This window comes from Amycolatopsis sp. MEPSY49, assembly GCF_051337345.1.
Lineage (GTDB): Bacteria > Actinomycetota > Actinomycetes > Mycobacteriales > Pseudonocardiaceae > Amycolatopsis.
On record NZ_JBDLYJ010000009.1, the window covers coordinates 1 to 13,433 of the forward strand.

Sequence of the window (13,433 nt, forward strand, 5' to 3'; positions counted from 1 at the left end):
CAGCCGCCGCGCGCTGACCCGAGCCGCCCACCACCAGCCGCCGCGCGCTGACCCGAGCCGCCCACCACCAGCCGCCGCGCGGCCTAGGACTTCAGCTGCCGCGCGTTGAGCCCGTACTGCGCCATCTTGCGGTAGAGCGTCGCCCGGCCCATGCCGAGCTTCGCCGCCGCCTGCACGACCGTCGCCCCGGGCTCGGCCAGGCACCGCACGATCTCGTCCCGCTCCAGGGCCTGCAGCCGGCTCAACCGGTGTCCCGCCGCGCTGAACACCTCGGCCGGCAGATGCCCCACATCGACCACGCCGGACCGCGAAGCCGCTTCGCGCACAACCCGACGTAGCTGCTTCGCGTTCTCCGGCCAGTCGTAAGCCGCCAACGCCCGCGAAGCCGCCGACGTGAACGTGACGTCCCGTCCGCGGTCGCGGCGGGCGAAGTGGTGGGCCAGCGGCAGGACGTCGTCGGGACGAAACCGCAGCGCCGGGACCTCGACCACCCGGTCGACCAGCGGCCGCAGCGCCGCCGGCAGCGCACCGGCGTCCTCGGCGGTGAGCACGAACGGCGGCGGCCCGTCGCCGCGGACGTCGGCGAACCGCCGCGCCAGCTCCTCCGCCGCCCACGCCGGCAGGGCCTCCACGCCGGACACGATCACGCACGTGCCGTCCTTGGCCAGCTCCGGCGTCCACAGCGTCAGCCACGTGTCGACGTCGTCGGGCGCCGGCGGGCGCGCGTTCAGCACGCGCTCACGCGGTCGAAGCCGACGCCGGGCCAGCGACGCCAGCGCCGTCTTTCCCGCGCCGGGCTCGCCGACGACCGCGACGACCCGACCCGCCGCGAAGGCCGTCTGCGCCGAACCGACCGCGGTGGTCCAGGCGGGCGAAAGCCGCGGCAGGTCACCGGGGTCGACGCGGTCGGCGTAGACGCGGAAGACCTCGCCGCGCGGGGTCGGCCGGGCGGTGCGCCCGGACGCGCGGGCCAGCATCAGCGCCGCGGTGTTGCCGGCGGCGGCCTGCGCGAGCGCCAGCAGCAGCTCCGACGACTGCTCCGACCAGGTGGTCAGGTTGACGCTGCCGGCCAGCGACCCGGTCAGCGGGTCAAGCACCGGCACCGCCGCGCAGGTGTAACCGCGCAGGTCGGTGCAGTAGTGCTCGCTCGCCCGGACCAGCGACGGCGCCCGGTCGGCCAGCGCCAGCCCGAGCCCGTTGGTGCCGGCGTTGCTCTCGGCGAAGTAGAAGCCCGGCGCCAGGTGCACCTTGTCGAGCGAGCGGTTGATGGACGCGTCCGTGCACAGCCGGCTCAGCACCAGGCCTTCGCTGTCGGTGATCATCAGGCTGATCGGCTCGTTGGCCAGCGTCGCCTGCAGGCCGCGCAGCACCTCCGTGCCGCACTCGTACAGCAGCGACCCGGTGTCGACCGCGCCGGAGAACACCGGCAGGACCTCGTCCTCGGGGACGCCGTAACGCTCGCTGCGCTGCCACGACGCCCGCAGCCGGGCCGCGTCGAACGACCGCGTGACGGACACCTGCGGGTTCTCCACTCGACCTCCTCCGGACGCGCCGCTGCGTCGGACTCCGTCCAGCCTACGTCCGCCGCCCGGGTGACGGCGGCCCGAGCTGTCTCATATCGAGACACCCGGCGGGCCCCTGACCAGCCCCGACGTCCCTACCGTCCCAGCAACACACGAAGACGTGGAGGGACCGCATGTACAGCAAGGACGGCGAGACGTACTTCATCGTGGACGCGCACGTGGCGCTCTGGGACGCGCGCCCGGAGAACCAGCGCAACATCCACGGCAAGCAGTTCATCGACTGCTTCTACGACTACCACCGCAACCTCAGCCCCGAGTCCGAGGTCTGGCCCTACGAGGACTACCTCTACCAAGGCGGCGAGCGGCTGATGCGGGACCTGTTCGAGAACGGGTACGTCGACCACGCGATCTTCCAGCCCGCCCACCTCGGCGCATTCTACAACAACGGCTTCGGGCAGACCGAGGAAGCCTTCGCCCTGACGCGGAAGCACGAAGGAAAGCTGACCTACAACCACTTCTTCGACCCGCGCTTCGAGCAGGCCGGCATCGACCAGCTGCGGCGCGACGCGGAGCGGTTCAACCTCAAGGGCGTCAAGCTCTACACCGCGGAATGGCAGGGCGACTCGCGCGGCTACAAGCTCGACGACAAGTGGACGTACAAGTACTTCGAAGCCTGCCAGGAACTCGGGATCAAGAACATCCACGTCCACAAGGGACCGACAATCCGGCCTCTCGACCGCGACGCCTTCGACGTCGCCGACGTCGACCACGCGGCCACCGACTTCACCGACCTCAACTTCGTCGTCGAGCACTGCGGCCTGCCGCGGCTGGAGGACTTCTGCTGGATCGCGACGCAGGAGCCGAACGTCCACGCGGGACTCGCGGTGGCCATCCCGTTCATCCACACGCGGCCGCGGTACTTCGCGCAGATCATCGGCGAGCTGCTGTACTGGCTCGACGAGGACCGCATCCAGTTCTCCAGCGACTACGCGCTCTGGACACCCCGCTGGTTGATCGAGCGGTTCGTCGACTTCCAGATCCCGGAGGACATGCCGGAGTACGCGCCGCTGACCGTCGACCAGAAGAAGAAGATCCTCGGCCTCAACGCGGCGGCGATGTACGACATCCCGGTCCCGTCGGAACTCCGGCTGGCCCCGGTCGAGCCGCAGGCCGTCTCGGTGGCCTGACGTGGACGCGTACACCGCGCTGGACGCGGTACTCGACCCGGAGCTGGACGAGCCCATCACCGACCTCGGCTTCGTCAAATCGCTGGCCGTCGACGGCGGGCGGGTGACCGTCCACTTGCGACTGCCGACGTCGTTCTGCGCGCCGAACTTCGCCTACCTCATGGCGTCGGACGCGAAGGACGTGCTGACGGCGCTGCCGTGGACGACCGAAGTCGTGGTGGAGCTGGACGACCACCACGACTCGGACCTCATCAACGCCGGTCTCGCCGCCGACGCGGGCTACCGGGGAACGTTCGGCCACGAGGCCGACCAGGACCTGGAAGAGCTGCGGGAGACGTTCCGGCGCAAGGCCCACCAGGCGGCGATGGAACGCGCGCTGACCGGGCTGCTGCGCGCCGACGAAGACGTCGACCTGCACGGCGTCACCCTCGCGGACCTGCCGGACGTACCCGCTTCGGCGGCGCTGCTGCGGCGGCGGGCGGCCCTCGGGTTGCCGGCCGATCCGGCGTCGCCGGTGCTGGTCGACCACGACGGAACCCCGTTCCCCCGCGAGGAAATCCCGCTGCGGCTGCGGTTCGCCCGGTCGGTCCGGATCTCCATCGAGGGCAACTCGCACTTCTGCCGCGGCCTGCTCCGCACCCGCTACCCCGAGTCCACTGTGGAGGTACCAGCGTGAAAGCCGTCCAGGTCGTCGGGTACGACTCGCCGTTGCGGATGACCGACGTCCCCGAGCCGTCGGTCACCGGCCCGTTCGACGTCGTCGTGCGGATCGGCGGCGCCGGCGTCTGCCGCACCGACCTGCACATCCTCGAAGGGCAGTGGAAGGAGAAGTCCGGCGTCACGCTGCCCTACACGATCGGGCACGAGAACGCGGGCTGGGTGCACGCGATCGGCAGCGCGGTCACGAACGTCGCCGAGGGCGACAAGGTGATCGTGCACCCGCTGATCACGTGCGGGCTGTGCCGGGCGTGCCGCTTCGGCGACGACGTCCACTGCGAGCAGTCGCGGTTCCCCGGCATCGACACCGCGGGCGGGTACGCGGAGTACCTGAAGACGTCGGCCCGCAGCGTCGTCAAGATCGACGACTCCCTGGAACCGGCGGACGTCGCGGCGCTGGCCGACGCCGGGCTGACGGCGTACCACGCGGCGGCGAAGGCGGCGCGGCGGCTGCGTCCGGGCGACAAGTGCGTCGTGATCGGCGCGGGCGGGCTCGGGCACATCGGGATCCAGGTGCTCAAGGCGATCTCGGCGGCGGAGCTGATCGTCGTGGACCGCAACCCGGACGCGGTGAAGCTGGCGGTGTCGATCGGCGCGGACCACGGCGTGACCGGCTCGCCGGTTTCGCAGGTGCTCGACCTCACCGGCGGCCACGGCGCGGAGGCGGTCATCGACTTCGTCGGCGAGGGCGGGGCGACGCGCGACGGGATCGCGATGCTGCGGCGGGCGGGCGACTACCACGTCGTCGGCTACGGCGAGAACATCGACGTCCCGACGATCGACATCATCTCGACGGAGATCAACCTGATCGGGAACCTGGTGGGGTCGTACAACGACCTGTGCGAGCTGATGGTGCTGGCGGCGCAGGGCCGGGTGAAGCTGCACACGGCCCGGTACCGCCTGGAGGAGTTCCAGACGGCCCTCGACGACCTCGAGGCGGGCCGCATCCGCGGCCGCGCGATCCTGGTGCCGTAACTTCCACCCAAAAGTGCCCACCGGAGCCGGAACTCCGGATCACTTTCGTAGGGAAAGTGACGTCCACAGCCGGGTTCCGGAGCACTTTCGTAGCGAAAGTGACGGCTACTGGCTGGGCTGGGCCGCCGGGGCCTGGTGCAGTGACAGGTCCGGACCGGCGGCGGAGTCCTGGGCCCAGGCCCCGGACTTCGCCGTCCACGTCTGGCCGGCGAAGCTCACCTTGTCGACGCCCAGCGCTTCCGCGCGGCCGACCAGCCAGCTCGCGTACGCCCACCCCTGCGCCGCCGGGTGGGCGCCGCTCAAGCGGGCCGTGCCCAGCTCGTCCGTCGCCGCGGAAGCCAGGTCGCCGGGGGCGGCCAACGTCAGGTTGCGGCACGTCATCGCGGCCGGGAACTGGCCGGTGAACGCCGCCGCCATCGCGCGCGCCTGCGGCTCCCACTGCGCGTACGCGTCCGGGACGCCCGAGCGCTGGATCTCCTGGGCCGCCTCGGTGATCGGCAGCGTCTCCCAGCCCGGCAGCTTCTCGAGCTTCTCGTAGAACGCCGTCGCCGCGTAGACCGGGTCGCGCAGCTGCGCCACCGTGCCCCAGCCCTGGCTGGGCCGCTGCTGGAACAGCCCGACCGAGTCGCGGTCACCGCCCTCGAGGTTGCGCAGCTTCGACTCCTGCAGCGCCGTGGCCAGCGCGACCGTGGCCGCGTGCGGCGGGAGGCCGAGCTTCGTCCCGACGCCCGCGATCGTCGCCGCGCTGTCCATCTGCTCGGGCGTGAAGGTGTACGACGTCTGCCCGGGCAGGGCCACCGTGCAGCCCGGCGTCCGCACCGGGCTGCGCGTCAGCACCACGACCACGACGATCCCCGCGGTCAGCACGACGACCGCCCCCAGGAAGATCGCCACCTTCAGACCACACCCGCGCACCCTGCCCCGCTCTCACCCGTTCGCACCAGTCTGCCAAAGGACGCGGCGCACCGGGCGGAGGTTCAGTGGTCGGCCCCCAGGAAGATCGGGTTCGACATCGCCACCATCGCGTTCGGCTGGGTGGTGTTCGGGCCTCCGGACGGGCGACGGACCTCGACGCGCACCCACCGCGAGTAGCGCGGATACGTCGTCCACGTGACCGTCGCCGCGCCGCCGTCGCCGATCGTCTCCGTGTGCTCCGGCCCGAGCTGGTCGAGGAACGTCACCGTCGTCCCCGGGACGCCGCCGACCACCGCACGGACCGTTACCGGGGTCCCGGTGGCGGCCGGCAGCCGCTCGCCGATCCCCGCCGTGCGCCCGCCGCCGGACACCGTGAAGTCCAGCTGGACCGCCGACGACTCGGCCAGCCACGACCGGCCCGCCTTCAGCCCCTCGAGGAGTTCCTTGCGGCGCAACCGGTCGGCGAGGACGACGGTGTGCGGCAGCGCGACGCGCTGGTCCGGGTTGTGCGCGTCGGAGTCGCCGATCGCCGGGATGAACCGGCCGCCGCGCAGGAGCCCGTCCCAGTGGATGACGCTCGCCTCGTCGTCCTGGGTCCACGGGCCGTTCCAGACCTCGACCAGGTCGGCGATCTCGTACGCGAACTCGTAGGTGCAGCCGAAGCAGTTGGCGAACGGGTGCGCCGCGGTGACCAGGCCGCCCGCGCGGTGCACCTGGTCGGTGAAGCGGCGGAAGTCCCGCGGGTCGGCGGCGCGGTAGCGCCAGTCGATCCACGTGCCGGCGGGCAGGCCGATCGCGGGCCAGTGCCCGGACCGCGTCGTCACCTCTTCGCCGTTGAGGATCAGCAGGTCGTCGGTGGCGTAGTTCCCCCAGACGAGCTGTGAGCTGGACGTGTTGTGGTCGGTGGAGACGATGAAGTCCAGGCCCGCGGCACGCGCGTCGGCGACCAGCTGGTCCGGCGTGCGGCGGCCGTCGGAGTGGACGGTGTGCAGGTGGCCGTCGCCGCGGTACCAGGCGCGGCCGCGCTCTCGGGCGGGCGCGGACTCCGGCGCCGGGTTCGGCGTGAACGGCGCCGCGTCCGGCCCGAAGGTGAGCGTGATGTCCACCTGGTAGTTCAAACCCTGCGGCGCGACCGTGTACGGGCCGAGGATGACGTGCCAGCGACCCGGCTTGATCGGGCCGGCGAGGTAGCCCGGCGTGGCCTCGGCCGCGCTGATCGAGAACCGGTCGCGGAAGCCGCCGGACCAGCCGCGGAAGCCGCGGGCGTTGCCCAGGTCGTGGCCTTCCGGGCCGAACATCCCGATGTCGCAGGCGTTCCCGCGGGTGCCGGCGGGCACCGGCGGCTTGTCGTAGGAGTAGACGACGTCGATCTGCCGCACCCCGCGCGGGACGTCGACGGGCAGGTAGTACCAGTCCGGGACGTCCGGCTTCAGCGTGCCGGTGACCGTCCGGGTCTGGCTGCCGGTGCCGCCCGGCTGGTCGGCGAACGCGATGCCCGGAAGCAGCCCCGCCGCGGCCGCCACCCCGCTCGCGCGCAGCAGCGTGCGCCGGCTCAAGTCCCCAGAATTCATGCGTACCTCCGCATCGAAAGACGCCCCGACGCTAGGTGAGCGACGCGAACGCGGGCGCGAACCGGCGGTGAACTTCCGGCGTCGGGTCAGCGCCGCGAAAGGATCTTGGCGAGCGCGACGACGGTGACGGCGGCGGCCAGCCCGAGCCGCGTGCGGTCGACGGCGGGCACCCAGGTCACCGCCTCCCCGCGCACCACGAAAGCCCCGGCGGGCCGGGCGAACACCCCGAACCCGGCACCTTCGCGCACGGGCAGCGCGCCGGTGTCGTCGCCACCACCGCCCCCGCCACCGAAGACGGCCGCGGCCGGGATGACGACGGTCCCGTCGCGCTCCACCGGATCGCCGTAGACCAGCTTGGCGGTGAACAGGTCCCGCGCGGTCGCGGCCAGGTGCCCCAGCTTCATCAGGCCATCATGACCGACTTTTCCCCACCATCGGGTGTAAACCCGGGGTATCCGGGGCATTAACCGGCAACACCTGTGCTTCGACGGGGAGTGCGTACCGAGGGGAGACCGCGATGACCTTCGACTTCGTCGGCCGCTGGCTGGGCAGGCATCGCGACCGCCCGGGGATCAGCGTCGACCTCTCCTGCGGCGGCCGGGTGACCCTGCGCGAAATCGACGGCCGGCCGGTGCTGGCCATCACCACGGCCCCGGGTCCGGACGGCCGGTGCAGCGTCGCAGCGGTTCCGCTGTCGGAAGCGGAACGGCGTGAGCTGGGACAGGTGCTCGACCCGAACGTCCTGCTGGCTTCCTGACCCCTGCCGCGGAGCCTGCGAACAGGGGCCCGTACTTCCGCGTCACCGGATGTTTCCCCAGCGGTCGCCGCCGTAAGCTGCGCAGCGTGCTTTGTGAGAGTCCTCGCGAGAAAAGCGGCCGCACCGGTGTGGCGCGGGTCGCTTTTTGTGGGGTCTCCACAACGCAGCCGCCTCGGCATGCGCCATGGCGGACATTGGTCTACCCCTCGGTAATCCAGCAGGGTGTAGACAGGTGCAGGCGACGCCCCAGGACAGGTGCGTCGCCTTCTGTGCGTGGGTACTTGGGAGGCTCAGCCGGTGTTCAATCGTGTCGCCATCGTCAACCGCGGAGAGGCCGCGATGCGGCTCATCCACGCCGTCCGGGATCTGTCGGCGGAAACCGGCACGAAGATCGAGACGGTCGCCCTCTACACCGATGCCGATCGCACCGCCACCTTCGTCCGTGAGGCCGACCTGGCCTACGACCTGGGGCCCGCTTCGGCCCGCCCCTACCTCGACCTGGCCAAGCTCGAGCGGGCCCTCGTCGAGACGAAGGCCGACGCCGCGTGGGTCGGCTGGGGCTTCGTCGCCGAAGACCCGGCCTTCGCGGAGTTGTGCGAGAAGGTCGGCGTCACCTTCGTCGGGCCGAGCGCCGACGCGATGCGCAAGCTCGGCGACAAGATCGGCGCGAAGCTGATCGCCGAAGAGGTCGGTGTGCCGGTCGCGCCGTGGAGCCGCGGCGAGGTCGCCACGCTCGAGGACGCGCTGAAGGCCGGCGAGCAAATCGGCTACCCGCTGATGCTCAAGGCCACCGCGGGCGGCGGCGGGCGCGGCATCCGCATGGTCGCCTCCGGCGAGGACCTCGCCGACGCCTACGAGCGCACCAGCCAGGAAGCCCTGCGCGCCTTCGGGTCCGGCGTCGTGTTCCTCGAGCGCCTGGTCACCGGCGCCCGGCACGTCGAGGTCCAGGTGATCTCCGACGGCGAGACGGCGTGGGCGCTCGGCGTCCGCGACTGCTCGGTGCAGCGGCGCAACCAGAAGATCATCGAAGAGTCGGCCTCCCCCGTCCTCGCGCCCGAGCAGACCGCCGAGCTGAAGGCGTCGGCCGAGCGGCTCGCGGTCGCCGTCGGCTACCGCGGCGCGTGCACCGTCGAGTTCCTCTACCACCCGGGCGAGAAGCTGTTCGCCTTCCTCGAGGTCAACACCCGCCTGCAGGTCGAGCACCCGATCACCGAGATCACCACCGGCACCGACCTGGTCAAGCTGCAGCTGCACGTCGCCGGCGGCGGCAAGCTCGAAGGCGATCAGCCGGCCGAGCTCGGCCACGCCGTCGAAGCCCGGCTGAACGCCGAGGACCCCGACCGCGACTTCGCCCCTTCCCCCGGCCGCATCGCGCGGCTGGCACTGCCCGCCGGGCCCGGCATCCGCGTCGACACCGGCGTCAGCGAGGGCGACACCATCCCCGCCGACTTCGACTCGATGATCGCCAAGATCATCGCCTACGGGCGCGACCGCGACGAGGCGCTCGGCCGCCTGCGCCGCGCGATGGCCGAGACCACCGTCATCATCGAGGGCGGCGCGACCAACAAGAGCTTCGTGCTCGAGCTGCTCGACCAGCCCGAGGTCATCGACGCGAGCGCCGACACCGGCTGGATCGACCGCGTCCGCGCCGAAGGCCGCCTGGTCACCCACCGGCACTCCGCCGTCGCGCTCGCCGCGGCCGCCATCGAGGCCTACGAGGACGGGGAAGAGGTCTCCGTCCAGCGGCTGCTGTCCACCGCGCACGGCGGGCGCCCGCAGGTCCAGCACGAGACCGGCCGCCCGCTCGACCTCAAGCTCCGCGGCGTCGGCTACCGCGTCGGCGTCGCGCGCATCGGCCAGAAGCGCTTCCGCGTCGGCGTTTCGGCCGGGACGTCCGAGGTGCACCACGCCGACGTCGAGATCGACCGCTTCGACGCCCACAGCGGCCGGATCCGGGTCAACGGCCAGGGCTTCCGCCTGGTGGCGGCCACGCACGGCCCGATCCACCTCGTCGAGGTCGACGGCGTCACCCACCGCGTCAGCCGCGACGAAGGCGGCGTCGTCCGCTCCCCCGCGCCCGCGCTGGTGGTCGCGACTCCCCTGGCCGTCGGCGACGAGGTCGAGGCGAACGCGCCGATCCTCGTGCTGGAGAGCATGAAGATGGAAACGGTGCTGCGCGCGCCGTTCCGCGCCCGCGTCCGCGAGTGCCCGGTGTCGGTCGGCAGCCAGGTCGAGACCGGCGCGCCGCTGATGCGCCTGGAGCCCTTGGCCGACGGCGCCGAGGACGAGGTCGCCGAGGAGACCGAGACCGTCGAGATCGACCTGCCGGCCGAGGCGGCGGACGTGTCCGCGGCCGACCGCGTCGAGCGCGGCCTGCAGGACCTGCGCAGCCTGCTGCTCGGCTTCGACGTCGACCCGGGCGAGCGCAAGCGCGTCCTGGCGGCGTACACCGCGGCGCGGGCCGAGCTGGGCGGCCGTCCGGTGGAAGGCGAACTGGAGCTGCTCACCGTCTTCGCCGACCTGTCCGAGCTGAGCCGCAACACCCCGGGCGGCGAGGACACCGTCCCGAACGGCGCGGTGCACAGCCCGCGCGAGTTCTTCCACAGCTACCTGCAGAGCCTCGACGTCGAGCGCGCCGGCGTCACCGAAGGCTTCCAGGCCAAGCTGGCCAAGGTCCTCGGCCACTACGGCGTCGCCGACCTGGAGCGCACGCCGGAGCTGGAGGCCGCGGTCTTCCGGATCTTCCTGGCGCAGCAACGGACTTCGGCCGACGTCGCCGTCGTCTCCGAGCTGCTACGGCAGTGGCTGACCGGGCCGCCGCCGGCGGAGGCGCTGAGCGACCGCGCCGGCCGGACGCTGGAGCACGTCGTCGAGGCCACGCAGGTCCGCTTCCCCGCGGTGTCCGACCTGGCCCGCGGCGTGGTCTTCCGCTGGTTCGCCCAGCCGCTGCTGCGCCGCCACCGCGCCGAGGTCTACGCCGCGGTCCGCACCGAGCTGCGCTACCTCGACCAGCACCCCGACGCCGCGGACCGCGCCGAGCGGATCCAGGCCATGATCACCGGCTCGCAGCCCCTGGTCCGGCTGATCGGGCAGCGGATCGGCCGCCCGGGCCGCGACCACGCGCCGCTGCTGGAAGTCCTGACCCGCCGCTACTACGGCAACCGCAGGCTGTCCGGGGTCGTCGTGCGCGACGCCGGTGGCTCCCGGTGGCTGACCGCCGAGCTGAACACCCCGGACGGCGCGCTGCCGCTGGTCACCACGGCCGTCGACTTCGCCGCCCTGCCCGAGGCGCTGCGCGCGCTCGGCGAGGTGGCCACCGAAGGCGTCGTCGCCGACCTGTACCTGCGCTGGGAGGACCAGCCGGACGTCGACGCGACCGCGCAGCGGCTCGGCGCGCTGCTGGCCGAGCACGGGGTGCCGGCGAGCGTGCGCCGGATCGTGGTCACCGTCGCCGGCACCGGCGGCGCGGTGATGCACCACCACTTCACGTTCCGCCGCGACGACAGTGGCTTGACTGCCTTCGCCGAAGACCGGCTGATCCGCGGCCTGCACCCGCAGATCGCGAACCGCCTGCAGCTGCAGCGGCTGCACGAGTTCGACCTGACCCGGCTGCCGTCCTCGGACGAGGAGATCTACCTCTTCAAGGCCGTGGCGAAGAGCAACCCGGCCGACGAGCGGCTGATCGCGATGGGCCAGGTCCGCGACCTGACGCCGCTGCGCGAGGCCGACGGCCGGCTGGTGGCGCTGCCCGCGCTCGAGGACGCCGTCACCGCGTGCCTCGACGCGATCCGCAACATCCAGGCGCAGCGGCCGCAGAACAAGCGATTCGACACCAACCGGATCATGATGTACGTCTGGCCGCAGACGGACCTGACGACCGACGAGCTGAACACCCTCGTCCAGCGCATCCTGCCGACGTCGGTGGGCGCCGGGCTGGAGGAGGTCCAGTTCCTGGCCCGCCGGCGCACCGACGCGGGCAAGCTGGCCGAGCTCGCCGTCCGCATCACCTTCGACCCGAGCCAGGGCGCGCGGCTGCACGTCGGGCCGCCGTCGACCGAGCCGGTCAAGCCCCTCGACGACTACCGCCTGAAGGTGCTGCGCGCGGCGCGGCGCGGCAACGTCTACCCGTACGAGCTGACCGACCTGCTCGCCGGCGCCGAGGGCACGTTCGCCGAGCACGACCTGGATTCCTCGGGGGTCCTCGTCCCGGTGGACCGGCCGAAGGGGCAGAACAGCGCGGCGATCGTCGCCGGCGTCGTCACGACGCCGACCGCGCGGCACCCCGAGGGCGTCACGCGGGTCGTGCTGCTCGGCGACCCGACGAAGTCGCTCGGCGCGCTGTCGGAGCCGGAGTGCTCGCGTGTCATCGCGGCGCTCGACCTGGCCGAGCGGATGCGGGTCCCGCTGGAGTGGTTCGCGCTGTCCTCGGGCGCGCGGATCTCGATGTCCTCGGGCACCGAGAACATGGACTGGGTCGCCGCGGCGCTCAAGCGGATCGTCACGTTCACCCAGGACGGCGGCGAGATCAACATCGTGGTCAACGGGATCAACGTCGGCGCCCAGCCGTACTGGAACGCCGAAGCCACGATGCTCATGCACACCAAGGGCGTCCTGGTGATGACGCCGGACTCGGCGATGGTGCTCACCGGCAAGCAGGCGCTCGACTTCTCGGGTGGCGTGTCGGCCGAGGACAACTTCGGCATCGGCGGCTACGACCGCGTGATGGGCCCGAACGGCCAGGCGCAGTACTGGGCGCCGAACCTGCCGGCCGCGCGGGAAGTGCTGATGGCGCACTACGACCACACGTACGTGGTGCCGGGTGAGGCCGGGCCGCGCAAGGTGGGCACGAACGACCCGGTCGACCGCGACGTCTCGACGTTCCCGCACGCGATCGTCGGCAGCGACTTCACGACCGTCGGCGAGATCTTCTCGGCCGAGCACAACCCGGACCGCAAGAAGCCGTTCGACATCCGCACGGTTATGCGCGCGCTGTCCGACCAGGACCACCCGGTGCTGGAGCGCTGGGCGGGCATGGCCGACGCCGACACCGCGGCGGTGCAGGACGTGCACATCGGCGGCCGCCCGGTCTGCCTGGTCGGCATCGAGTCGCGGTCGGTCCCCCGCCGCGGCTTCCCGCCCACCGACGGCCCGGACACCTACACCGCGGGCACGCTCTTCCCGCGGTCGTCGAAGAAGACGGCGCGCGCGATCAACGCGGCGTCGGGCAACCGGCCGCTGGTGGTGCTGGCGAACCTGTCCGGCTTCGACGGCTCCCCGGAGTCGCTGCGCAAGCTGCAGCTGGAGTACGGCGCGGAGATCGGCCGGGCGATCGTCAACTTCGAGGGCCCGATCGTGTTCACCGTGATCTCGCGCTACCACGGCGGCGCGTTCGTGGTGTTCTCCAAGGCGCTGAACCCGAACATGACGGTGCTGGCGCTGGAGGGCTCGTTCGCCTCGGTGCTGGGCGGCGCCCCGGCGGCGGCGGTGGTGTTCGCCGGCGAGGTGGCCAAGCGCACGGCGAACGACCCGCGGGTGACCGAGCTGCAGAACCGGGTTTCCGCGGCCGACGCGCCTTCCCGGGCGGCGTTGAGCGCCCAGCTGGCCGAGGTCCAGTCGTCGGTCCGCGCGGAGAAGGTCAGCGAGATCGCGGCGGAGTTCGACAAGGTCCACAGCATCCAGCGGGCGGTGGAGGTCGGCTCGGTGGACGCGATCATCAGCACGGCCGAGCTGCGGCCGCGCATCATCGAGGCCATCGAACACGGCTTGAAGCAGTAGCAGCGTCTTGCGA

The 13,433-nt window shown here is 72.1% G+C and carries 9 protein-coding genes; 5 read left to right on the plus strand and 4 right to left on the minus strand.

Features of this window, described 5'->3' with window-relative positions; all coding sequences use genetic code 11:
* Positions 1-83: 83 nt before the first annotated feature.
* Positions 84-1,532 carry a helix-turn-helix domain-containing protein gene (locus tag ABFJ78_RS33160; RefSeq protein ID WP_436390746.1) on the minus strand — a complete coding sequence of 483 codons (1,449 nt, stop codon included), beginning with the start codon at positions 1,530-1,532 and terminating at the stop codon, positions 84-86.
* A 164-nt stretch (positions 1,533-1,696) separates the two neighbouring features.
* Between ABFJ78_RS33160 and ABFJ78_RS33165 the strand changes: the two genes are divergently transcribed.
* The 3 genes from ABFJ78_RS33165 to ABFJ78_RS33175 are packed head-to-tail and all read left to right on the plus strand — an operon-like array spanning position 1,697 to position 4,402.
* Positions 1,697-2,710 carry an amidohydrolase family protein gene (locus ABFJ78_RS33165; RefSeq protein ID WP_436390748.1) on the plus strand — a complete coding sequence of 338 codons (1,014 nt, stop codon included), beginning with the start codon at positions 1,697-1,699 and terminating at the stop codon, positions 2,708-2,710.
* Between the two features lies 1 nt (position 2,711).
* The gene (locus tag ABFJ78_RS33170; RefSeq protein ID WP_436390750.1) at positions 2,712-3,386 is read left to right on the plus strand and encodes an iron-sulfur cluster assembly protein; all 675 of its coding nucleotides are present in this window, start codon (positions 2,712-2,714) and stop codon (positions 3,384-3,386) included.
* Positions 3,383-4,402: an NAD(P)-dependent alcohol dehydrogenase gene (locus ABFJ78_RS33175; RefSeq protein WP_436390752.1), complete on the plus strand. Its 1,020-nt coding sequence runs from the start codon at positions 3,383-3,385 to the stop codon at positions 4,400-4,402. The genes ABFJ78_RS33170 and ABFJ78_RS33175 overlap by 4 nt, the downstream gene beginning before the upstream one ends.
* A 105-nt stretch (positions 4,403-4,507) precedes the next feature.
* Here the strand turns inward: ABFJ78_RS33175 and ABFJ78_RS33180 are convergent, their stop codons facing one another.
* The 3 genes from ABFJ78_RS33180 to ABFJ78_RS33190 all read right to left on the minus strand — a co-directional run bounded on the left by ABFJ78_RS33180 (position 4,508) and on the right by ABFJ78_RS33190 (position 7,292).
* Positions 4,508-5,296 (minus strand): hypothetical protein, encoded by a 789-nt coding sequence (locus ABFJ78_RS33180; RefSeq protein ID WP_436390754.1) that lies wholly within the window; start codon positions 5,294-5,296, stop codon positions 4,508-4,510.
* 83 nt (positions 5,297-5,379) lie between these two features.
* Positions 5,380-6,888 carry a CehA/McbA family metallohydrolase gene (locus ABFJ78_RS33185; protein ID WP_436390756.1) on the minus strand — a complete coding sequence of 503 codons (1,509 nt, stop codon included), beginning with the start codon at positions 6,886-6,888 and terminating at the stop codon, positions 5,380-5,382.
* Positions 6,889-6,974: 86 nt separating this feature from the next.
* Positions 6,975-7,292: a hypothetical protein gene (locus ABFJ78_RS33190; protein ID WP_436390758.1), complete on the minus strand. Its 318-nt coding sequence runs from the start codon at positions 7,290-7,292 to the stop codon at positions 6,975-6,977.
* Between the two features lie 113 nt (positions 7,293-7,405).
* On the opposite strand from ABFJ78_RS33190, the gene ABFJ78_RS33195 reads away from it, so the two are divergent.
* Both ABFJ78_RS33195 and ABFJ78_RS33200 read left to right on the plus strand, forming a co-directional pair.
* Positions 7,406-7,645 carry a hypothetical protein gene (locus ABFJ78_RS33195; RefSeq protein WP_436390760.1) on the plus strand — a complete coding sequence of 80 codons (240 nt, stop codon included), beginning with the start codon at positions 7,406-7,408 and terminating at the stop codon, positions 7,643-7,645.
* Positions 7,646-7,942: 297 nt separating this feature from the next.
* Positions 7,943-13,420 (plus strand): biotin carboxylase N-terminal domain-containing protein, encoded by a 5,478-nt coding sequence (locus tag ABFJ78_RS33200; RefSeq protein WP_436390762.1) that lies wholly within the window; start codon positions 7,943-7,945, stop codon positions 13,418-13,420.
* The last annotated feature ends 13 nt before the right edge of the window (positions 13,421-13,433 follow it).